Annotated in this window: 23 protein-coding genes; 13 read left to right on the forward strand and 10 right to left on the reverse strand. The window is 72.4% G+C overall.

The window, feature by feature from the left end; all coding sequences use genetic code 11:
- Positions 1-71: 71 nt before the first annotated feature.
- Entirely contained in the window at positions 72-692 is a 621-nt protein-coding gene (locus QRN30_RS00775; RefSeq protein WP_017886354.1) for a phosphoribosylanthranilate isomerase, read from the forward strand.
- A 232-nt stretch (positions 693-924) separates the two neighbouring features.
- Here the strand turns inward: QRN30_RS00775 and QRN30_RS00780 are convergent, their stop codons facing one another.
- From QRN30_RS00780 to QRN30_RS00790, 3 genes are all read right to left on the reverse strand, one after another.
- The gene (locus tag QRN30_RS00780) at positions 925-1683 is read right to left on the reverse strand and encodes an HAD-IIB family hydrolase (protein ID WP_017886353.1); all 759 of its coding nucleotides are present in this window, start codon (positions 1681-1683) and stop codon (positions 925-927) included.
- An 82-nt stretch (positions 1684-1765) separates the two neighbouring features.
- Positions 1766-2200 carry an acyl-CoA thioesterase gene (locus QRN30_RS00785; protein WP_082046898.1) on the reverse strand — a complete coding sequence of 145 codons (435 nt, stop codon included), beginning with the start codon at positions 2198-2200 and terminating at the stop codon, positions 1766-1768.
- Between the two features lie 85 nt (positions 2201-2285).
- A complete protein-coding gene (locus tag QRN30_RS00790; protein WP_071250535.1) occupies positions 2286-2882 on the reverse strand; it encodes a nitroreductase family protein in 597 nt (198 codons plus the stop codon).
- Between the two features lie 84 nt (positions 2883-2966).
- On the opposite strand from QRN30_RS00790, the gene QRN30_RS00795 reads away from it, so the two are divergent.
- On the forward strand, positions 2967-3890 hold the full coding sequence (locus QRN30_RS00795) for an AEC family transporter (protein ID WP_017886350.1): 924 nt from the start codon (positions 2967-2969) through the stop codon (positions 3888-3890).
- Positions 3891-4252: 362 nt separating this feature from the next.
- On the forward strand, positions 4253-4660 hold the full coding sequence (locus QRN30_RS00800) for a four-helix bundle copper-binding protein (protein ID WP_262118362.1): 408 nt from the start codon (positions 4253-4255) through the stop codon (positions 4658-4660).
- A gap of 29 nt (positions 4661-4689) precedes the next feature.
- Here the strand turns inward: QRN30_RS00800 and QRN30_RS00805 are convergent, their stop codons facing one another.
- Positions 4690-4938, reverse strand: coding sequence for a hypothetical protein (locus QRN30_RS00805; RefSeq protein ID WP_056069500.1), 249 nt, complete (start codon positions 4936-4938; stop codon positions 4690-4692).
- 128 nt (positions 4939-5066) lie between these two features.
- A complete protein-coding gene (locus tag QRN30_RS00810) occupies positions 5067-5903 on the reverse strand; it encodes an exodeoxyribonuclease III (RefSeq protein ID WP_017886347.1) in 837 nt (278 codons plus the stop codon).
- 115 nt (positions 5904-6018) lie between these two features.
- Here QRN30_RS00810 and QRN30_RS00815 point away from each other — a divergent pair, with 115 nt between their 5' ends.
- From QRN30_RS00815 to QRN30_RS00840, 6 genes are read left to right on the forward strand one after another with little or no spacing between them, the layout of a single operon-like run.
- Positions 6019-6513, forward strand: coding sequence for an Asp23/Gls24 family envelope stress response protein (locus tag QRN30_RS00815; RefSeq protein WP_017886346.1), 495 nt, complete (start codon positions 6019-6021; stop codon positions 6511-6513).
- On the forward strand, positions 6510-6701 hold the full coding sequence (locus tag QRN30_RS00820; RefSeq protein WP_017886345.1) for a DUF2273 domain-containing protein: 192 nt from the start codon (positions 6510-6512) through the stop codon (positions 6699-6701). The genes QRN30_RS00815 and QRN30_RS00820 overlap by 4 nt, the downstream gene beginning before the upstream one ends.
- On the forward strand, positions 6698-7111 hold the full coding sequence (locus QRN30_RS00825; RefSeq protein ID WP_056069492.1) for a hypothetical protein: 414 nt from the start codon (positions 6698-6700) through the stop codon (positions 7109-7111). Before QRN30_RS00820 ends, QRN30_RS00825 begins: the two co-directional genes overlap by 4 nt.
- A complete protein-coding gene (locus QRN30_RS00830; RefSeq protein ID WP_056069488.1) occupies positions 7108-7722 on the forward strand; it encodes a hypothetical protein in 615 nt (204 codons plus the stop codon). The genes QRN30_RS00825 and QRN30_RS00830 overlap by 4 nt, the downstream gene beginning before the upstream one ends.
- A complete protein-coding gene (locus QRN30_RS00835; protein WP_071250526.1) occupies positions 7719-8321 on the forward strand; it encodes a hypothetical protein in 603 nt (200 codons plus the stop codon). The genes QRN30_RS00830 and QRN30_RS00835 overlap by 4 nt, the downstream gene beginning before the upstream one ends.
- A gap of 8 nt (positions 8322-8329) precedes the next feature.
- Complete coding sequence (locus tag QRN30_RS00840; protein WP_263137099.1) at positions 8330-9124, forward strand: aminoglycoside 3'-phosphotransferase; 795 nt, start codon at positions 8330-8332, stop codon at positions 9122-9124.
- A 20-nt stretch (positions 9125-9144) separates the two neighbouring features.
- Here the strand turns inward: QRN30_RS00840 and QRN30_RS00845 are convergent, their stop codons facing one another.
- Together QRN30_RS00845 and QRN30_RS00850 are read right to left on the reverse strand one after the other, a co-directional pair.
- The gene (locus QRN30_RS00845; protein WP_083389219.1) at positions 9145-10497 is read right to left on the reverse strand and encodes a M23 family metallopeptidase; all 1353 of its coding nucleotides are present in this window, start codon (positions 10495-10497) and stop codon (positions 9145-9147) included.
- Between the two features lie 74 nt (positions 10498-10571).
- Positions 10572-12239 carry a hypothetical protein gene (locus tag QRN30_RS00850; RefSeq protein ID WP_042538728.1) on the reverse strand — a complete coding sequence of 556 codons (1668 nt, stop codon included), beginning with the start codon at positions 12237-12239 and terminating at the stop codon, positions 10572-10574.
- Between the two features lie 96 nt (positions 12240-12335).
- On the opposite strand from QRN30_RS00850, the gene pyrE reads away from it, so the two are divergent.
- Positions 12336-12887: an orotate phosphoribosyltransferase gene (gene pyrE, locus QRN30_RS00855; RefSeq protein WP_017886338.1), complete on the forward strand. Its 552-nt coding sequence runs from the start codon at positions 12336-12338 to the stop codon at positions 12885-12887.
- Positions 12884-15187, forward strand: a complete 2304-nt coding sequence (locus QRN30_RS00860) for a septum formation family protein (protein WP_284760057.1) — start codon at positions 12884-12886, stop codon at positions 15185-15187. Before pyrE ends, QRN30_RS00860 begins: the two co-directional genes overlap by 4 nt.
- Positions 15188-15356: 169 nt before the next feature.
- Here the strand turns inward: QRN30_RS00860 and QRN30_RS00865 are convergent, their stop codons facing one another.
- Positions 15357-16310 carry an aldo/keto reductase gene (locus QRN30_RS00865; protein WP_284760059.1) on the reverse strand — a complete coding sequence of 318 codons (954 nt, stop codon included), beginning with the start codon at positions 16308-16310 and terminating at the stop codon, positions 15357-15359.
- A gap of 108 nt (positions 16311-16418) precedes the next feature.
- Between QRN30_RS00865 and QRN30_RS00870 the strand changes: the two genes are divergently transcribed.
- Complete coding sequence (locus QRN30_RS00870; protein WP_284760060.1) at positions 16419-17063, forward strand: HEAT repeat domain-containing protein; 645 nt, start codon at positions 16419-16421, stop codon at positions 17061-17063.
- Between the two features lie 372 nt (positions 17064-17435).
- Here QRN30_RS00870 and QRN30_RS00875 read toward each other — a convergent pair whose 3' ends face one another.
- Positions 17436-18125 carry a metal-dependent transcriptional regulator gene (locus QRN30_RS00875; RefSeq protein ID WP_017886335.1) on the reverse strand — a complete coding sequence of 230 codons (690 nt, stop codon included), beginning with the start codon at positions 18123-18125 and terminating at the stop codon, positions 17436-17438.
- 37 nt (positions 18126-18162) lie between these two features.
- Here QRN30_RS00875 and QRN30_RS00880 point away from each other — a divergent pair, with 37 nt between their 5' ends.
- Positions 18163-19053: a CPBP family intramembrane glutamic endopeptidase gene (locus QRN30_RS00880; protein ID WP_284760061.1), complete on the forward strand. Its 891-nt coding sequence runs from the start codon at positions 18163-18165 to the stop codon at positions 19051-19053.
- A gap of 155 nt (positions 19054-19208) precedes the next feature.
- Here the strand turns inward: QRN30_RS00880 and QRN30_RS00885 are convergent, their stop codons facing one another.
- Positions 19209-21170 carry a phospholipase C gene (locus QRN30_RS00885; protein ID WP_081612207.1) on the reverse strand — a complete coding sequence of 654 codons (1962 nt, stop codon included), beginning with the start codon at positions 21168-21170 and terminating at the stop codon, positions 19209-19211.
- Positions 21171-21287 lie beyond the last annotated feature (117 nt).

A 21287-nucleotide genomic window follows, 5' to 3' on the forward strand; every position in this document is an offset into this window, starting at 1 on the left:
CCGCGGATCCGGACTCCGGACTCCGGAGACCGGTGCGCTGCGGACAGCGGCACCCTGGCAAGATGGAAAGCATGACCGACCAGCGCTGGATCAAGATCTGCGGCCTGTCGACGCCCGACACCGTGGACGCCGCCGTCGACGCGGGTGCCGACGCCGTCGGGTTCGTCTTCGCGGCGGGCAGCCCCCGCACCGTCACCGCCGACCTGGCGAAGGAACTGGTGGAGCGGGTGCCGGACGGCATCGACGCCGTCGGGGTCTTCCGCGACCAGAAGATCGACGAGATCGTCGGCATCGCGTCCGAGGTCGGACTCACCACGCTGCAGCTGCACGGTGGCGAGTCGCCGTCCGACTTCGCCCGGGCGCGTGACGCCGGCTTCTTCACCATCCGGGCCCTCGCGGCCGAGGACTACCTGCGCGAGACGCCCGAACAGCGCGCCGCGTTCGACCACGACCTGCTGCTGCTCGACGCGGCTGTGCCCGGCAGCGGCCGACTGATCGACCCGGCCACGATCGACGGCGTCGACGAGGCCTGGATCCTGGCCGGCGGGCTGACCCCGGCGAACGTGGTCGCCGCGGTCGAGGCACTCGACCCCGACGGTGTCGACGTGTCGAGCGGCGTCGAGTCGGAGCGCGGCGTCAAGGACCCCGCGAAGATCCGCGCCTTCGTCGAGGCCGTCCGCAGCCTGGGCTGAGCGCGCGCTCGCGCCGATCGTCCGCGGACGCGGCTCTGGACCCGACTGCGGACGGACAGGAGGCGCGGGGCGGGCCCGCAACGGGCCTCCCGTCCGCCGTGCGTCCGTATCGGGCGCGGAAGACGCCGTCGTGTCCTGTCGACGCCGCGATGCATCCGAGACGCCTCCGGATCCGGCGGCGTCTCGGCGACGCCGCGGCGTCCTGGCGAGACTCCGGCGTCTCGCGCGGGGATCAGCGCAGGGTGGGGATGAGCTCGGTCAGGAACGCGTCGGTGTCCTCCCAGCCCTCGACCGCGTGGCAGGGGACGCCCAGCGCCTTCACCGGGTAGTCGTTGCCCTCTGGGTCGAGCCGGTCCCCGACGAAGAGCATGTCGTCGAGCGCGATGCCGGTGATCTCGGCGAGGCGCTGCATGCCGTAGGCCTTGTCGATGCCCTTGCGGGTGATGTCGATGCTCGTCGAACCGCCCGAGCGGACCTCGAGGTCGGCGAGGTCCTGCTGCACCAGGCGGCGCAGGTGGTCCTTCTTCTCGCCCGTCGGGTCCCACTGCTTCTTGACGTCCACCGGTGCCGACTGGCCGAGGGCGGAGAACGTGATCTGCGACCCGCGGTCCTCGAGGATGGGGCCCCAGGTCTCGGACTCCCAGTACCCGGCTTCCTTCGCACGGGTCTCGACCGCGGCGAGGGCGCGGTCCTTCTGCTCGTCGGTGAGGTCCTCGGCGTACTGCAGCGCCCAGTCCTGGTCCTGCCACCGGTAGTAGCGGGTGCCACAGGTCGGCAGGAGGTGCAGGGCGTCGAGCGTCAGCCCGTCGCGCTGCCGGAGCGGGGTGACCAGCTGCTGCTCGAACTGCGTGAAGTTGCCGCCGGAGATGACCGCGACCGGCACGACCTCGAGCAGGGACGCGAAGGTCTCGAGCATGCGGGGGTCGAGGGAGGACTTCGACGGGGCGAGCGTGTCGTCCAGGTCGAAGGCGACGAGGCGGGGCGTGGTCATGCCCCTGATCCTGCCAGAGGCCGCCGATCACATGCCGCGTGCGGTGCTCCGGGCTGCCGGGTGCTGCGTGATGTCTGCGGGGTCACGCGCGGTGCGTGGCGGGGACCCGGTCGCGGGCGTAGGTGATGTCGGTGTAGCCGTGCGGGGCGGGGCTGCCGTCCTCGTCGAGGTTCACGAACACGACCTCGTCGATCGTCAGGATGCTCCGGTGCGTGAAGAGGTTGCGCGCCTCGGCCCGCATGGTGAGCGACGTCCGGCCGAACCGGGTGGCGACGAGGCCGATCTCGACGATGTCGCCCTCCTTCGCCGACGACAGGAAGTTGATCTCCGACATGTACTTCGTGACGACCTTGCCGTTGCCGAGCTGGATGATCGCGTAGACGGCGGCTTCCTCGTCGATCCAGCGGAGCAGGCTGCCACCGAACAGGGTGCCGTTCGCGTTGAGGTCCTCCGGTCGCACCCACTTCCGGGTGTAGAAGTTCATCTCCGGCGGGGCGTCGTCCTGGTGCTGATCCATGTCACGTCATGGTACGCCGACGGCCGCGCCCCCGCAGGGACACGGCCGTCGTGACGATCCGGGGGCGGCGGTGTGCCGCCGTCGCTCACTCCTTGACGAGGACGACCTCGTCGAGGGCGATGCGGCTGCGCGGGGCGACCTCGCGCTCGGCGGCCTTCTCGTCGAGCTGCGACGGGTGCGCGACGGTGCCGACTGCCGTGACGGTGTACGGGACGAACCGCTCCGGCAGGTCGAACGCGGTGCGCAGTCCGGCGGCGTCGATGCCCGCCATCTGGTGCACGTGCAGCCCCTCGGCGTGGGCCTGCACCGTCAGGGCGGCGAGCGACTGGCCGAGGTCGTACTGGGCGAAGGGACGCTCGTCGCCGTCGGCGGTCACGGTCTCGAGCACACCGACGACCAGGGCGCTGGCACGGAAGGCCCACGCGGCGTTGAAGCCGAGCAGGTTCTCGTTGATCTTCCGGAACGTCTCGGTACCGCGGCGGCCAGCGATGAAGCGGCGGGGCTGGAAGTTCATGGCCGACGGTGCCCAGCGAGCTGCCTCGAGGACGGCGTCGAGCTGGTCGTCCGAGATCGTCGCGGTCCCGTCGTACGAGCGGGGGCTCCAGCGCTCCTCGAGCAGCGGCACGAGCGGCTGGCTGGAGTCGGTGGACCGGGTCAGGGTGTCAGCGTTCGTCGAGGTCATGGTGCGCTCAACGGTATTCGATGCGTACGCATTTCCGACCTGAGTGACGTCACATCCCCGCCTCCAGGTGCCAGGATGGAGGGGATGGGTGGCGTGTTGACCGGCTTCGCGATCATCGGCGTGATCATCGCCGGTGGGTACGTCGTCGGACGCATCGGTCTGCTCGGCCCGCACGCGCAGTTCGTGATGAGCCGGCTCGCGTTCTTCGTGCTCATGCCGTGCCTGCTGTTCCACACCATCGCGACGGCCGACATCGCGTCGCTGTTGTCGTCGATGCTCTGGGTCTCACTGCTGAGTGCTGCCGTGGTCGCCCTCGCCGCCGCCGTGGTGTTCCGCTTCGTGCTGCGGCGGTCCGTCACCACGACCACCGTCGGAGCGCTGGCCTCGAGCTACGTCAACGCGAACAACATCGGGCTGCCGGTGGCCGTCTACGTGCTGGGGCAGGCGACCGCGGTCGTGCCGGTGATCCTGCTGCAGCTCGTCGTGATGGCCCCGATCGCGCTGACGATCCTCGACGCCGCGACCGCGGGTGGTGGCGGGTGGGGCAGGCGGATCGCCGGGCCGTTCCGGAACCCGATCATCATCGCCTCGCTCGTCGGGCTCGTGTGCTCGGCGACGGGGCTCACCCTGCCCGACCCCGTGCTCGAGCCGTTCTCGCTCGTCGGCGCTGCCGCGGTGCCCGTCGTGCTGCTGTCGTTCGGGATGAGCCTGCACGGTGCGACCCCGCTGCGGGACCCGGCGATCCGGACGGACGTCATCGTGGCGTCGTCGATCAAGCTCGTGGTGATGCCGGCGGTGGCGTTCGTGTTCGCGCGGTTCGTGTTCGGCCTGGGGGACCAGGACGTCTTCGTGCTCACCACGCTCGGCGCCCTGCCCGCGGCGCAGAACGTCTTCAACTACGCGCAGCGGTACGGGGCCGCGGTGCCGGTGGCGCGTGACGTCGTGCTCATCTCGACCCTCGGCTCGGTGCCCGTGCTGGTCGCGATCGCCGCCCTGCTGCACCCGTAGCGCTCGAGACGCCGGCGTGTGGCGTTGCGGAAGACGCCGTCGTGTTGTCGAGACTCCTCGATCTCGCCGAGACGCCGCCGAATTCGGCGGCGTCTCGCGCACTTGCGGGCGTCGTGCGCGCACGCCGGCGTCTTCCGCGTCCGGACGCGCGGCGGGACGGACGGGAGGCGCGTGGCGGGGCTGCACCGGGCCTCCCGTCCGTCACGTGGTGGCGACCACCGCGGACCGTGCGCAGGAGCGGTCGGGTCGCGCCCGCCGACCCGACCGTTCCTGCTCACGAAGTGGGAACAGCGCGCGCGTATCGTGGCGGGCACGCGGGGCGGACCGCCTCGCGACCGATGACCACGACGAGGAGACCTCCGATGGACACGATGGCGATGATGCAGAACATGTCGACGACGGACATGCCCGTGCAGATGGACATGACCACGATGCAGGACACGATGATGGCGATGAACGCCGCGTCGATGGCCGCGACGATGTGTTCCGCGGCCGACATGCGCATGGGCGGCGACATGGCCACCTGCGCCGCGATGTGCTCGAACACCGCGATGCTCGCCGACACCGGCATGCGGATGATGATGCGTCCGATGGGCATGGACACGGCCGCGATGCAGGCGATGCTCATGGCCGTCGTCGCGATGGGCACCGCGTGCGCCGCCGAGTGCCGCACGCACCAGGACATGGACGAGTCGTGCCGCTACTGCGCGATGGCCTGCGACGAGATGGTGTCGAAGTGCCAGGCGATGCTCGACGCGATGACCGCGTGAGCCGCTCCGCGTGAGCCGCTCCGGCTGCGCTACGCGACGCGCGCGGTGGTCTGCCGGCTGCCGGCGCTGAGGATCTCGGCGACCGGGTGGTGGGCGACCGGCTCGCCGACCGACAGGACGCCGTCCGCGTCCGCCACCCGCAGCTGGGTGATGCTCCCGTCGAGGAACAGCACCACGGCGTCGGCTGCGCGGGTCTCGACGACGATGCCGTCGCGCCACGCAGCAGGGGCCGCGGTCGCCATGAGGCGCTGGATGGGAAGGATCGTCGTGCGGGACATGGCTTCACCTGCTCTCGAAGGGGTTCGGTGCAGGAAACCTACGTCGACGTGACGATCCCCGGCGCGACGGCGGACGCCGGGCGTAACAGAGCGGGTGCCGACGTTCCGGCCTGGTGAACCGGCTCCGCTCAGAAGATCATCGGGCGGTCGTCGTCGAGCGACGTGTCCAGGTCGAGGTCGACCACCACGGGCACGTGGTCGCTCGGGGCGTCGCCCTTCCGCTCGTTCCGGTGGATCGACGCGTCGGTGACGACGTCGGCGAAGGCCTGCGAGCCGAGCACGAAGTCGATGCGCATGCCCTCGTCGCGCGGGAACCGCAGCTGCTTGTAGTCCCAGTAGGTGTACCCGTCGGGCACGATCGGGCGGACGACGTCCTGCAGCCCCCGGGCCTCGAACTCGCGGAACGCTGCCCGCTCGGGCTCGCTGACGTGCGTGGACCCTTCGAACACCCGCAGGTCCCAGACGTCCTGGTCGAGCGGTGCGACGTTCCAGTCGCCCATCAGCGCGAGCGGGGTCTCCGGCGACGCCTCGATCCACTCCGACGTGCGGTCGGCCAGCTGCGCGAGCCAGTCGAGCTTGTACGTGTAGTGCGGGTCGCCGAGCTCGCGGCCGTTCGGCACGTAGAGGCTCCAGAGCCGCACGCCGTCGACCGTGACGCCGATCGCGCGGGCCTCGACCGGCAGGTCCGGCCCCTCGTGGCCCTTCAGGAACCCGGGCTGGCCCGGGAAGTCGCGGGTGACGTCCTCCAGCGGCAGACGGCTGGCGAACGCGACGCCGTTCCACTGGTTCAGGCCGTGGGCCTCGACGTGGTAGCCCGCAGCCTCGAACTGCTCGACCGGGAACTGCTCCGGCTTGCACTTGATCTCCTGCATGCCGAGGACGTCGACGTCCTCACGCACCAGCCAGTCGACGATCCGACCCACTCGGGTGCGGACGGAGTTCACGTTCCAGGTCGCCACGCGCATGGAACAAGAACCTACCGGTGCCGACTGACGACGAGGTCGGCACGTGCATCGTCTGTGCGGCGTCCGGCACGATGGTGTTCGCTGGAGGCCAGCAATCGACCGCACGGAGGCAGCAATGGCATCGACGACGAACCGCGTCGACGGGACCCCGACCGGGGCCACGCTCGGCACCGGGGCCGGCAACACCCAGCCCGCAGGCACCACCACGACGCAGGTCACCGCCAAGGGCAAGACCATCATCGACGACACGGTCGTCGCGAAGGTCGCGGGCATCGCCGCTCGCGACGTGCCTGGCGTCTTCGCGCTCGGCGGCAACGCCTCGCGTGCGTTCGGCGCCATCCGCGACGCCATCGGCTCGAGCGCGCTCGGCCAGGGCGTCCGCGTCGAGGTCGGCGAGACCCAGGTGGCGGTCGACCTGACGATCGTCGTCGACTACCCGACGCCGATGATGGAGGTCGCCTCCGCGGTCCGCGCCGCCGTCACGAGCGCCGTGACCGAACTCGTCGGCCTCGAGGTCACCGAGGTCAACATCGCCATCAACGACGTGAACATCCCGGCCCTCAACGGCGTCGCGGACGAGCTCGACACCCGGGACGGTCGGGTCCGTTGAACGCCACCGTCGTCGGGATGGGCGTCGGTGCCCTGCTCGCGATCGTCGCCGTGACGCTCGGGTTCTGGGCGTTCGTCGTGGTCGCCGTCTGCATGGCGCTCGGCGCACTGGTCGCACGCATCGTCACCGGCGACGTCGACTTCCGTCGCCTGCTCGACGTGCTGCGCGGACGCCGGAGCTCGTCGTGAGCGACGCCGCCGTCGCCACGACCGGCGACCGCGGCGTCCGGGTCCCCGGTTCCGGTCCTGGCGCTGCTCCCGTCGGTGTCCGGGTCCCCGGTTCCGACAGGATCGGAGCGCACGCGCTGGTGCGGACCGCGCAGGCGGTCGCTGCTGAAGCGCTGCGCGTTGCCGCCCGGGAGGTCCGTGCCCGCGTCGCCGACGACGGCCGCGGTGCGCTGGCGGTCGAGATCACGGCCCCGCTCGCCCTGCCGGTGCTGGGTTCGCACGCACTCCCCGACGAGCCGGTCGTCGCCACGGCGCACCGGGCTCGCGGCACGATCGCCGAGCGCTTCCGGACCATCACCGGCCGACAGGTCGCCCGCGTGACGGTGACGTTCGCGTCGTCGGTGGTGGACACCCCGCGGAGGGTCCGGTGACCGTCCCACCCCTCGTCGGCGGGCCCGCCGGGGACCACGCTGCCACCTACCGGCGCCTGCTGCGTCGGGAGACCCACGTCTCCCGTTCGGGCGCCGTCGTCGTCGCGATGCTCATCGCCCTGGTGCTCGCCGCCGCTGCGGTCTTCGCCGGGGCGCTCGTCCTGCTCGACCAGAACGTGCTCGGTGTCGACCCCCGTGCCGTGGTCGACGCCGCCCTCGCCGCGCCGGACGGCCTCGACACGACGATCGTGATCGGTGTCGGCGCCGTCGTCGCCCTGATCGGCCTGGTGCTCCTGCTGCAGGGGATCCTGCCGCAGCGGCGCCCACGCCACACGATGTCGTCCGACCGGCTCGCCGTGGTCGTCGACGACGAGGTCCTGGCCTCCGCCGCGGCCCGCGCCGCCCGATCCGCGACCCGTCTGGGCGCCGACGCCGCCGTGGGCACAGTCGGCCGTCGCACGGTCGACGTCGTGCTCCGGCCCGCAGCCGGGGTGGACGTCCCCGCGGTGGCCGCGACCGAGGCCGTCGAGCGGGAGTTCGCCGCGATCGACGCGCAGCCGGCCCTCGCCGCGCGCGTCCGGGTGCAGCCGACGGGGCGGGTGGACGGATGAACGCCACGAACCGCGCACTCGGACGCACGGCACTGATCGTGCTCGGGCTCGTCCTGCTCGTCGCCGGGGTCGCCGCGATTCTGGTGCAGACCGCCCAGAGGTTGCCCCTTGTCGCATCGTGGTGGCGCGTGGTCGGCGATGCCCTCGCCGGACTCGGCACCGGAGCGTCGCGTGACGACTCGGTGTTCGCGTGGACCTGCGTGCTCGGCGGTGGTGTCGTGCTCGGCGTGCTCGCACTCGTGGTGCTGACGACGCTCGGCGGTGGTCGCGAGAGCACCGTGGTGGACAGCGACGGCTCAGCGGACGGCGTCGCCGGTTCGGTGCGCATCGAGTCCACCGCCGTGCAGCACGCGCTCTCCTCGGCCATCGGGGACCTGCCCCAGGTCGGCTCGCTCGCCGTCGACGTCTACCGGGTCCGTGGCGGTCGGGCGATCCGGGTGCGGGTCCGTCCGCGGCGGGGAGCCGCGCCGCGGGAGATCACCGAACGGGTCGAGGCCGTCGTCGCCGACCTGGACGCCCTGCTCGGCGAACGCCTGCCGGTGCTGCTCGAGATCGCCCGTGGCGGTTCGGGGTCGTCCCGCCCGGACCGCGTGCACTGAGCGTCGCCGTGGTGCGCTCGATCGGTGGACTGCCCCGGCCGGGCGAGACCGTCCCGGTGCCGCACGTCGTCGCCCAGGCGGCCCGAGGGCGTGAGGTCGCGCTCGTCTGGCACAACCAGATCGGCGGGACGACGTTCCGCATCGGACCGGACGCGCACGCCGAGGAGTTCGTGAAGGTCTTGCCGCACGCCTACGGTTCGTGGGTCGGCGGCGAGGCCGCGCGGCTGACGTGGGCGTCCCGGTACGCCCGGGTGCCGGAGGTGCTCGACCACGACACCGACGAGGACGGCGTCTGGCTGCACACCCGCGCGGTGCCCGGCTGGAGCGCCGTCGACCCGCGTTGGCACGACGAACCCCGGACGGCGGTGGTCGCGGTGGGGGAGGGCCTGCGCGCGCTGCACGACGCCCTGCCGGTCGACGACTGCCCGTTCACGTGGTCCACGGTGGACCGGCTCGATCGCGCGCGTGCGGCCGACACCGACGCCGACCGGGGGCCGGGCTCGCTCGGTCCGGAGCCGCCGACCGACCGGATCGTCGTCTGTCACGGCGACCCGTGCACGCCGAACACGCTCATCGGTGCGGACCGGCGGTGGAGCGGGCACGTCGACCTGGATGCGATGGGCGTCGCTGATCGCTGGGCCGACATCGCGGTGGCGACGATGGCGCTCGGCTGGAACTACGGACCCGGGTGGGAGCCGCTGTTCCACCGGGCGTACGGGCTGCCGGACGACCCGGAGCGCACCGCGTGGTACCGGGCGCTGTGGAACACCGACGTGGACGACGTGGGGCCTGCCGCGGGCTGAGCCGGAGGCGGGCTGGTCCGCTAGAAGGCGACGCCGCGCGCCGACATGAACGGCACCGGGTCGGTGGTGGCGCCGTTGATGTGCACCTCGACGTGGCTGTGGCAGCCGGTCGATGCCCCGGTGGAGCCGACGAGTGCGATGAGCTGCCCCGCGGAGACCTGTTGTCCGGTGGCGACCCGGAAGCCGCCGTCGACGATGTGGCCGTACGCGGTCTGCACGCCGCCGCCGTGGTTGATCCGGACGTAGTTGCCGTACCCGCCGTACCAGCCGACGTAGTCGACGGTGCCGGCCGAGGCCGCGACGATGGGCGTGTAGCAGCCGCTCGCCAGGTCGGTGCCCTCGTGCATGGTCACGACGCCGGTGATCGGGTGCACGCGGTACCCGTAGGGGCTGATGACGTAGCCGCTGGCGGGGCGGACCCAGCCGGTCCCCGAGCCCGCGCCGACGGAACCGCCGCCGCCGGAGCCGCTGCTGCCGGTCGAGCCGCCGCCTGACGGAGCGCCCCCGCCGGAGTTCGCGGCAGCCTGTGCGGCGGCCGCTCGCTGCGCGGCTGCTGCGCGCTCTGCGGCTTCGCGTGCCGCCTTCTCTTCCGCCGCCTTGCGGATGCGCTCACCCTTGGCGAACTCGGCTTCGGTCCGGACCCGGCCCGAGGTCAGCGTCGCGAGCTGGGCGTCGAGTCGTGCCTTGTTCGACTGCTGCTCGTCGTAGGCGGCCTGCACGGCGTCGGACGCCGTCTGGGCTTCCTGCATGCGGTCTTCTGCTTCGGCGGCGAGGTCGCCGAGTGCTTCGGCGGCGCGGTCTGCCTGCGCTTCGAGCGAGCTGGCGACGGCGGCGTCGGAGCTCGCGGCGGCCTGCACACGCTCGGCCTGCTCGGAGAGCTTGCTCAGTGCGCCGAGGTTGTAGAGGAGGTCGCTGGCGTCCTTGCCCTGGGTGATCACCGAGGTGGTGACGTCGGCACCACCGGAGCGGGACATCTGTGCGGCGAACTGGCCGGCCTGCGCGGCGCTCTGGTCGGCGACCTCCGCGTGCTCCTTCGCGTCGGCGCGGAGCTGCTGTTCCTTCTCGGCGGCGGTCTGGGCCTTGCGCTGCGCCTTGTAGAACACGTCACCGAGCTTCTGCGCCTTCGCCTCGGCAGCCTCGACCTTGGCGTCGAGTTCGCTGATGATGCCCCGGATCTCGGTGATCTGCCCCTGCTTCGCGGATTCCTTGCCACGGGCGGACTTCACTTCGTCCCACGTGGGGTAGGTCACCGCCTGGGCTGCCGGGGCATCGACCACGACCGTGCCGACGAGGCCCGCGAGCGCCAGGCCGGTGACGGCGAGGCGCAGGCGCACGGGGACACGGGGGACGCGGAGGCGTGAGGGGCGAGACATCGAGCACGAGCCTATACATCCGTACAGCGAGCATCGGACGGCAACGCGCCGCTGTGGACAACTTCAGCAGCGGATCAGAAGCCGCGCTCGCGGCGGATGACGTCGGCGCTCCCGACGACGTCGCGCCGCAGGAGGGCCTGCCCCGCGGTGCCGGCGTAGTCGTAGACGTCGAAGCCGGTGCAGTGGGTGATCGTCGCCGGCGGGCCGAGGGAGTCCTCGACCGCGGTGGTCCAGAGGTCGTGCGACCCGACCACCACGAAGCTCGGGTCGGCTCCGCGGTACGCCCCGAGGTCGACGAGCCACGGGTACGTCTCGAAGGTGTCGCGGACCTGCAGCAGCTCGAGGTTCGTCGACGCGTAGGTGGCGAGGGGACGGACGGTCCAGAACTGTCCGACGCCGGTGACCTGGCGTCCGTGCGCCCAACGGTCGAGGCACGCCGCCGCCGGGTACCGGGCGGTCGCCACGGCGTGGGCGGTCCCGGGGGTCACCGCGACGCCCACCGCGAGCACGGCGGCCATCGCGACCGCGACCCCCGCTCGGACGCCCCGGTGCGGACGGTGGACCCGTGTCCGGCGCACCGCGGTGCGGGTGAGTTCGGCCACGGCGACGAGTGCGAGCAGCGGTGCGGTCACGATCGGCTGCAGGTAGCGCGGGGTCTCGGACCCGGCGACGACGACCCCGACGGACACCGCGACGACGGTCACCAGGGGGAGCAGCGTCGCGACCAGCACGGTGCGGGCGGTGCGGACCCGCCAGGCCCAGACCGTGCCGCCGACGGTGACGAGCACGCCGGCGAACAGCAGCAGCAGGCCGACGTCGCCCGGTGCCGTGCCCGCCCGGTCGTCGGTCAGTGCCGCGAAGAACCGCAGCGTCTCACCGGCCCGCGACGGCTGCACGTACGTCGCGGGGTCGAGGGAGACGAACGGCCGCAGCGGGATCCGCACCAGGTACCCGACGACCGAGCCGATGGTGACGGCACCGGACAGCAGCGCCGCCGGACGCCACGGCACCCGGCGCGCCAGCACCAGGAGCCCGAGCGTGACGACGACCGGAGCGGCGGACCACGGCACGTACAGCGGGTTCGACGCCGTCGTGCACGCGGCGACGAGTCCGAGCACCACGAGCAGCAGCACCGACGCCCGGCCGAGCCGCACCGCCCGCAGCACGAGGATCGCGGTGCCGAGCATCGCCAGCACGGCACCGTAGTAGTAGGTCGTCGTGAGCAGCAGCGACGCCAGCTCGAGCGAGGTCGCCGTCGCCGACGACTCGGTCAGCACCAGCAGGGTGACGAGGCCGAGCGCCCCGGCCGACACCGCGATCCGGGCGGGGCGCCCGGCGGACGGCATCAGTTCGTTCGCGGCCGCACGCACCAGCGCGTAGACGGCGAGGAGCACGAGCACCCCGTTCAACGCCAGGGCCTGCTGCGGCGTCGCGGTCACCAGCGCGCTGAACAGGTACGCGGGCAGCTCCGGGAAGAAGAACAGCGCGGGCGACATCGCCCACTCGAACGGCTGCCCGGCCTGCAGCGAACGCTCGACGAGCGGCAGCAGCACCGAGTCGCCGTCGTACCAGAGCAACGCCACCCGTTCCGTCGCGACGACGTGGCGCAGGGCGATGACGGCCAGGGCCAGCGCGACCAGGCCGCCAAGGGCCTCCCGTCCGATCGTGACGGCCACGGCACCGGGCCGGCGGCCGGCGGCCGGAGCCGGCTCCACGGCGGCGCGACGCGGTGCACGGGACATGCCCCGGAGCGTACCGACGCTGCCTCGGTGCCAGCACGCACAGACGCTCAGGCTGGGGGAGCGCGCTGCGGGCCCGACCGGCTACCCTTGTGCGCTGTGACCGACGCGCGCGAACAGTTGATCCAGTACATCTCCTCCGAAGCGGTGTTCCACGGCGACTTCACCCTGACCAGCGGGAAGAAGGCGACGTACTACATCGACCTGCGGAAGGTCAGCCTGGACCACCGCGTCGCGCCGCTGATCGGACAGGTCATGACCGAGCTCGTGCAGCAGGTGCCGGACGTCTCCGCCGTCGGCGGGCTCACCATGGGCGCCGATCCCATCGCCAGCGCCGTCCTGCACCAGGCCGCCGCCCAGGGACTGACCTACGACGCCTTCGTCGTCCGCAAGGAACCGAAGGACCACGGCCGCGGCAAGCAGGTCGAGGGCCCGGACCTGCAGGGCAAGCGCGTCGTCGTGCTCGAGGACACCTCCACCACCGGTGGCTCGCCGCTCAAGGCGGCCGAGGCACTCGAGCGTGAGGGCGCGATCATCGCCGCCGTCGCGGTCGTCGTCGACCGGGACACCGGCGCCAAGGAGACGATCGAAGCGGCTGGCTACCCGTACTTCGCAGCCATCGGGTTGGCTGATCTGGGGCTGACCGCGTGACCGAGGAGCGTCCGGACGACGCACGCGAACCCGACGGCACCGCCGGCCCGGCAGACGGGGACGACGGCCAGGAGGCTCGGCGTGCGTCCGGATCGGACGCTCCGTTCCACGGTCTCCGCAGCGCTGCGGACATCTTCGGGGCGCCGCGGGGCGAGGAGGACTGGCCGTCGCGCCGGGAGCGTCGCGAGGCCGAGCGCACCGCGCGTGAGACGGGCGCACCGCTTCCCGAGCCGTTCGTGCCCGAGCCCGAAGATGCTGCGCCTGCGCCTGCGCCTGCGCCTGCGCCTGCTCCTGCTGCTGCTGCTGCTGCTCCTGCTGCGCCGGACGACTCGACCCAGGCCATCTCGATGCCCGCCGAGCTGCTCGCGCCGTCGGAGAACCCTGACGCCGCCGTCGAGCACGAGCGCTCCACGCTCCACGACCGGATCCCGGCCGCCGCGGACGTCCCCCCGGACTCCACCGCACCGCACCCGTCGTCGATCGTGCTGCCGACGGCCCAGGCCCACCGCGACGAACGTGCCGCCGCGTCCAAGGCGATCGAGGACGAGCGTCGCCGCGTCGACCCGTTCGGCGAGGGCCGTGCCGACGTCGACTGGCTCGGCCGTGCGACGGGATCGCACCCGGAGCCCGTGGCGCCCGCTGCGCCGCAGCCCCTCGGCGTCGAGAACGTGCTGCCCCCGACCGAGGAGCCGCCGACCTTCACCGACCTGTTGCGCATCACGAGCACCGGGCCGGTCCCCACGCAGACCGGCGCCCACGACCGGCCGTTCGACTGGGCGATCGGCGACGACGACGAGCCCGGCGAGGTCCCGGCGACGCTGACCACCGACTCGTTCGACACCACCGCACTGTCCGCAGGGTCCTGGTCGCTCGCCGACGAGTTCGACGACGAGGACGAGGTCGTGGCCGGCGAGGTCGACACCCCGGCCGCCGGGCTGCCCCAGGCGCCGCGCACCTACCCGGTGCCGCCGGCCGTGCCGGTCCCGCCCGTGGTGCCGCCGGCTGTGCCCGCTGCCGGTGCCACCGCTGCCGGCGCAGGTGCCGCCGCCGCTGCTGCTGCCGGCGCCGCTTCGCCGGACACGAGCGACCCCGCGGACCCGACCGAGGCAGTGGACGCGCCCCGTGCGTCCACCGGAGCCGACGAAGCGGAGGCGACCGAGGGCCTCCGATCTGACGCCCCGACCACCGCGATCCCGGCAGCCGGGACGCCCTGGTGGTCCGAGCCCGACGCGACCGTGCCGCCGACCGCTGCGCCGCCGCTCGTGGAGCCGACCGCGGGTGCCCAGGAGTACCCGGCACACCTGCCGCCGTCGGTCGGACAAGACCTCGACGCCGTGCTCGGACTGGGCCGGACCGAGACCGGTCCTCAGCCGGAGTCGCTGCCCGCCGCCGCGCCGGACGACCTGGACCAGTCCGAGTGGGACGGCCGCGAGACCAGCGACACGAGCGCCATCAAGGACCTGTTCGGCACCGAGGCCGTCGGGCAGCTCGGTGACACCGGCTACGACCCCGAGGACACCGGCACGCGGATGATGCCCGCGGCTGCCGTGCCCACGGCTGCTGCTGCGCCGGCTGCGGCCCGCCCTGCTGCTGGTGCTGGTGTCGGCCGGTCCGCGGCTGCTCCGGACCGACAGCCCGGCGAACGCGACAACTTCATCAACGAGGGCTTCGCGCGGCTGCGGAACGAGGGCAAGCGCGGCAAGCAGCTGCTGATCTACGGGTCGATCGCCCTGATCCTCGTGCTCATCGTGCTGGTCTTCCTGCTGTCGAAGTGGATCCTCGGCAACAACATCGCCGACCAGGCCGTCCCGACGAAGTCGCCCTCGGCTGCGTCGTCGGCATCGGCGGCCCCGACCGCCGCTCCCTCGACCGCGCAGTCGAGCGAGGCCACCGCACCCGCCGCCGCGCTGCAGTTCGCGACCACACCGGCCCAGCCCGGTGAGCACCCGTGGACCGACCTGGCCGGTGGGGAGTGCCTGTCCCCGTTCACGAACGCGTGGTCGCAGACCTTCACGGTGGTGGACTGCGCGACGCCGCACATCGGGCAGCTGACCGCACGCCTCGCCGTCGAGGGTGACACCTACCCCGGTGCCGAGGCCCTTGCGACCCAGGCGGCCGACCAGTGCCAGTCCGACACGGCCCTGAACGCCTCGGCCGCGGCTGCTGTGGGCGACGTGCAGGTGCAGGGTTCCTACGCGCCGGACCAGGCGACGTGGGACCAGGGTGACCGGTTCATCGCGTGCTTCGTGACGCGGTCGTCGGGGCAGCCGCTGACCGGGTCGCTGGCTCCGGGGGCGTAGGGGCGCGGGGGGGGGGCGGACCCGTTCTGCGACGATCCACCCCGTGATCGACGGGTGATCTGTCGGAACATGCACGCGCAGCGAATGCGTGCGCAACGAACGACATCCCACCCGTCGAACGACGAGTGGGATGTCGGAACATGCACGCGCATCCGTTGGCGCGCGGGCGTCAGGCGCTCGCGGGCACCTTCGCCGACACGTCGGACAGCGTCTGCAGCTCGTCGGCGGTGAGCTCGAGCTCCGCCGAGGCCAGCAGCGCCGGCAGCTGCTCGGTGTTCCGGGCGCTCGCGATCGGCGCGACGACGTCGGGCTGCGCCTGCAACCAGGCGAGTGCGACCGTGGCGATCTCGGAACCGTGCGCGTCGGCGATCGAGGACAGCGCGTCCACGACGGCGAGCCCTTCGTCGGTGAAGTAGCCGGACACCTGGCCCTCGCGGTCCTTGCCGGCGAAGTCGTCCTTCGTGCGGTACTTGCCGGTCAGGAACCCCGCGGCGAGCGAGAAGTACGGCACGACGCCGAGCCCGTGCTCGTGGGCGAGCGGTGCGATGTCGGACTCGTACGGCTGGCGGGTGACCAGGTTGTAGTGCGGCTGGATCGCGACGGGCTGGGCGAGGCCGTTCTCCGTCGCGATGCGGATCCACTCCGCGGCGCGGTCCTTCGAGTAGTTCGAGATCGCGGTGTACCGGACCAGACCGTCCTGCACGAGCTGGTCGAAGGCGCGGACGGTCTCCTCGAGCGGGGTCGACTGGTCGTCGAAGTGCGCGTAGTACAGGTCGATCCGGTCGGTGCCGAGGCGCTCGAGGCTGGCGCGGGCAGCGGCGGCGACGGTGTCGGCGCCCAGGCCCTGGAACTCCGGGTGCTGCGAACCCTTGGTGGCGATGACGACGTCGTCCCGCTTGCCCGAGGCCCGGAGCCACGAACCGATCACACGCTCGGACTCGCCACCCGAGTTGCCCGGCGCCCACGCGGAGTAGACGTCGGCGGTGTCGATGAAGTCGCCGCCGGCAGCGGTGTAGGCGTCGAGGACCTGGTGCGAGGTCGACTCGTCCGCCGTCCACCCGAAAACGTTGCCGCCGAGGGCGAGTGGGAACACGTGCAGGTCACTGGTACCGATGCGGGGCATGCGGAGGTCCTTTCGTGGTCGGAGGTGCGGTGGGAGCGAACCGCACGTCTCCCGACGCTATGCCCCGATGCTTGACACGGCCCCGGCGCGAGGGGCTTCGATGGAGGGATGACCACGCTCACCGATGCCCTCACCGACCCGCGATCCTCTGCCCGGTTGCAGGCCGTGATGGCCGCGGGCACCACCCCGGACCCGTCGGACCTCGAGGTGCTCGTCGCGCAGTGCGCCGTGGAGCCGGACTTCTTCGTCCGCGACATGCTGACGTGGGCACTGACCCGACACCGGGCCGAGGACGTCGTGGCCCGGGTGCTGCCCGAGCTCGAGAGCCCCGAGCCGCAGGCCCGCAGCCAGGCGCTGCACACCCTGTCGAAGATCGGTGACCCGGACGCCTGGCCGGCGGTGCGCCCGCTGCTCGGGGACCAGGACGACGAGGTGCTCCGAGCCGCCTGGCGCACTGCGGTCGCCCTGGTCCCCGGCGACGAGCGGGCGTCGCTCGCGCGGACCCTCGCGGTGCAGCTCGGCGTCGGCGACCGGGATCGTCGGCTCAGCCTGTCGCGTGCGCTGGTGGGACTCGGCGAGGACACCGTCGCGCCGGTGCTGGCCGCGGCTCCCGACCGGGGCTCCGACGTCGTCCGCGAGCACGTGCGCGAGACCGAACGCCTGCTGCACGACCCCGGCGTCGCCTCCGAGTACGCGCTCGAACGGGCTCGGCGCGAGGTCGCCCTCGGCCGGACGCGTTCGGTCAAGGGGTAGGGCCGGCGGGCGCGCCCGGCCGGGCGCGCCGGGTGGTCGCGGACCGTCGGTTGTGGGGCTGTCGGGCGACGGATGGTGACCGGTCGGCGGACGTGAGCGGGGTGTCGTGACCGGCGGGGGCGCCGGACGGGAGGCGCGTGGCGGCGGTGCGCCGAGCCTCCCGTCCGTCGCCACGCGCGTTCGCGGGCCGCGGTGCGGTCGCGACACCCCGTGCGCTGGGCGCCGAGTGGTCGCGAATCGTCGGTTGCGGGGCTGTCGGACGACAGTTCGTGACCGCTCGGCGGACGTGAGCGGGGTGTCGTGACCAGCCGACCAGCCGACCAGCCGACCGGCCGACCAGCCGCGACCAGCCGGCCAGCGCCCGCAGCGCGGTCAGTCGCCGTCGGGCGCCAGCCAGATGGACGCGGCGGCGGCGGCCGGCAGGTCGACGAGGGACTCCGAACCGTCGGTCGAGCGTCGTGACACCGCGATGACGCCGGCGTAGTCCCGCACCCGCTCCACCCGCAGGTGCGTGCCCAGCCGGACCCCGAGCTCGTCGAAGTACCGCAGCAGCGACGGGTCGTCGTCCGAGACCCGGTCGACCGTGCCGCACGCACCGGGCTCGATCGCGCCGAGGAGCGTGCCGGGGGAGTCCGGCACGATGCCGTCCGCGCCGGGGATCGGGTCACCGTGGGGGTCGTGCGTCGGGTGCCCGAGGTCGGCGTCGACACGGTCCAGGAACCGCTCCGAGACCGCGTGCTCGAGCGCCTCGGCCTCGGTGTGGACCTCGTCCCACGAGTAGCCGAGCCGCCGCACCAGGAACGTCTCGATCAGCCGGTGCCGGCGGACCATCGCCACCGCGACCTGCTGGCCCAGGGGCGTGAGGACGACGCCGTAGTACGGGGTGTGCTCGATCAGGCCGTCACGGTCGAGCTTCTTGAGGTTGCCCGACACCGTCGACGCCGACACCTTCAGCGACGCGGCGATGTCCCGCGTCGCCAGCCCGGGCCCGCCGCGCTCGCTGGCCTTCCAGATGAGCTTGACGTAGTCCTCTGCCATCGTGGACAGGGAGGGCAGGCGCATACCGCCAATCGTACGTCCCGCCTGGTACAACCGGGAGGTGACCACGACCACCCCCACCCGAGCCCGCCGCCGTCGCTGGCCGGTGCCCCCGTCGCTGCTGCTCGGGCTCGCGCCGCTCGTGGTGTTCGCGGCCATCAGCGCCTGGCGCTCGCGGCCGAGTGACGACTACGCGACCCTCGCGCAGACCGTCGACAGCGTCGTGCGCGCCCTGGTCATCCCCGAGGGCATCGCCGTCGCCGCGCTCGCCGTGTTCGTCACGGCGCTCGGCTGGTGGCGGATCGCCACGGTCGACCCGGTCCGGACGCGGGTGCGGTGGACGATGCTCGCGCCGATCCTCGTGCTGGTGGTGTGCGTCGTGCGGCTGCCCCTGATCGACTGGACGGCGCTGCCGGCGCACTACTTCCTGCTGCTCGCCGTCGGGGTGCTGTTCGTCGGGGTGTTCGAGGAGCTGATGGCCCGTGGGACCCTGCTCGTCGGGCTGCGCCGCCGCCTGCCCGAGATGGGTGTCTGGGCGCTGTCGTGTGTGCTGTTCGGGCTGCTGCACCTGCTCAACGCGCTCGCCGGGGCGGGCATCGGACCGACGCTGATCCAGGTCGTGTTCGCGGCATCGTTCGGGTCGACGCTGTACGTCGCGCGTCGGCTGACCGGGTCCCTGCTCGCACCGGTGCTGCTGCACGCCTTCTGGGACTTCGGGTCGATCGGGTTCTCGGCGACCGCGGACACGGGCGACTTCGGGAAGCTGACCCTGCTCGGCCTGATCGGGCTGTTCTCGTTCGGGGTGCTCGCGTTCGGCATCGTGGCGGGTGGGGTCGTCGCCTGGTACGACGACCGGCCGCGGCGGCTGGCGAAGCGGTGGCGGACGGTACCGCCCATGGGGGCGGTCGTGGTGCCGGGAGGCGAGCCGCGCCTCCAGGCCGACGTGGTCTGAGGGAACGGACGCGACGGGCGCGGGGCGACCCCGCGCAGACGCGACGGTGCCCCGGAACGCAGCACGCTCCGGGGCACCGGTCTGTCGAGTCAGTCGGCCCGACACGTCGAGTCAGTCGGCCCGACGCGTCGTGTCAGTCGGCCCGACGCTCCATGTCAGTCGGCCCGACGGCGGAGCTGGCGACGGCGGATGACGACCAGCGCGATGCCGGACATCAGGAACACGATCGCGGCGATCGTGACCCCGGTGAGCTGCGCACCGGTGAAGGCCAGGCGCGTCGCCGACGGGTCGGTCGCGGACGGGTCGGCGGCGACGGTCTGCCCCGTGGCCCCGGCTCCTGCTGAGGCACTCGAGACCGGCGCTGCCCCGCTCCCCGTGCCCGCACCCGTGCTCGAGCCGCTGCCGGTCCCACCAGCGGAACCGGTGCTCGCGCCCGTACCGCTGCCGGAGCCCGTGTGCGGCTTCGTCGTGGGCTTCGGGGTCGGCTTCGGCGTGACGGCCGTCGACACGATCCGCGAGACCGCACCCGTCTTGGTGTTCAGGAGCACCTCGCGGTGCTGCGGGTGCGTGAAGTCGAACATGCCCCGGAGGGACCCGGCACGAGCATCGAACGACTGGTCACCGATCCGGCCCGTCGACCAGTTGTCCTCGATGAACTTCGTGGTCGAGGTCTGCTCGATGGCGGTGTGGTCGACGTGGTTCTGCTTGGCGAACGGCGAGATGACCAGGTACGGCAGCCGCTGCGAGGGGCCGCAGCGGTCGAGGTACCCACCGGCGACACCGACCTTGGTCGCGGCCGTGGTGCAGACCGTGGTGTCGTTCGAGGAGTCCGTCGAGCCGTTCAGGATCGTCGGCGCGACGTGGTCGTACCAGCCGTCCGAGTCGTCGTAGTTGATGACGATGGCCGTGCTCGACCACTCCGGCGACCGCTCGATCTCGTTGATCTTCGACGTCAGGAACTTCTGCTCGTCGAGCGGGTCGGAGTACGCGGCGTGGCCGTCCTGGGCCTCGGGTGCCTTGAGGAAGGACACGGCGGGCATCCGGTGCTCGGCGAGGGCCGTGTCGAACGCGGACAGGTCGTACTGGTGGTTCGCCCGGTCGGTGGAGCCGATCATGCGGTCGCTCGTCGGTGCCAGGTGGTGCGGGTTCGACGTCGACGCGTAGTACGCGAACGGGTTGTGGTGCGGCGAGTAGTCGTTGCTGACCGAGCCGCCGACGTTCGTCGTGGTGGCGTCGCACTTGGCGAGCGTGCCGGTGCCCGCGTAGGCCGTCGTCGGGGTGAAGCCTCCCTGGAACCAGCCCCAGGTGACGCCCTTCGCGTTGAGCAGGTCGCCGATGTTCTTGCCCGACATCTTCACCAGGTTCGACGTCGACGTGTGGTCCTTGTCGGAGCAGTCGTCGTAGGCGGGGTCCGGGTCGGCGGTGACGGTGCCCTGGCCCGCGGCGTCCTTCGCGACGACGGCGGTCGAGGTCGGCACCGTGGCACCGGTGACCGAGTCCACGCCGGTGCCGCCGTGGGTGTTGCCGCTGATCAGGTTGAGCGCCCCGGGGGTGGAGGGGCCGAAGCCGGTGTCCCAGGCGTTGTCGCTCATCGCGTAGTTCTGGGCGTAGTTCCACAGCCCGGTCGTGGTGTTGCCGTCGTAGTAGTCCATCGTCAGGCCCGGCGAGCCGTACAGCCCGGTGCAGGTGTCCACCGAGGTGCTCTCGACGAACTTGTCCATGGCACCGCCGTCGACGGCCTTCTGCTCGGGCAGGTAGTTGTGGTTCTGGTCGCAGGTGAGCGCCTGGGCGGGCGTCAGCCGTGACGGGGCGTAGGCGTTCGGGTTCTTCGTCAGGGTGCCGGAGGACGCGAGCGTGTTCACCTTCGGGGTGCTCCGTGCGGCGGTGAAGCGGGTGCCGTCGGTGTTCGCGGCCTTCGGGTAGGTGCCGAAGTAGTGGTCGAACGACACGTTCTCGTCGTACATGACGACGACGTGCTTGATCGGGGTGGTGGTCCTGAGGGAGTTGTCCGCGGCGGACGCCGACTGCGGGATGGCGAGGGCCGTCCCGGCGACGGCCGCCAGGGCCATGATGGCGAGCGCGCCCTGTTGGACGCGTCGTTCGGAAGGTCGGAACACGTGGAACCTCTCACTGGTCGGGACGGTGGGGTGGTGGGGGAGCGGTGGGGCCCGGCGGGCGGGCGGGTCCGGGCGGGTCCGTGCGGGCGGGTCCGTGCGGGCGACGGCCCGGGCTGG

It is taken from the genome of Curtobacterium sp. MEB011 (genome assembly GCF_030209655.1).
Classification (GTDB): Bacteria; Actinomycetota; Actinomycetes; order Actinomycetales; family Microbacteriaceae; genus Curtobacterium; species Curtobacterium poinsettiae.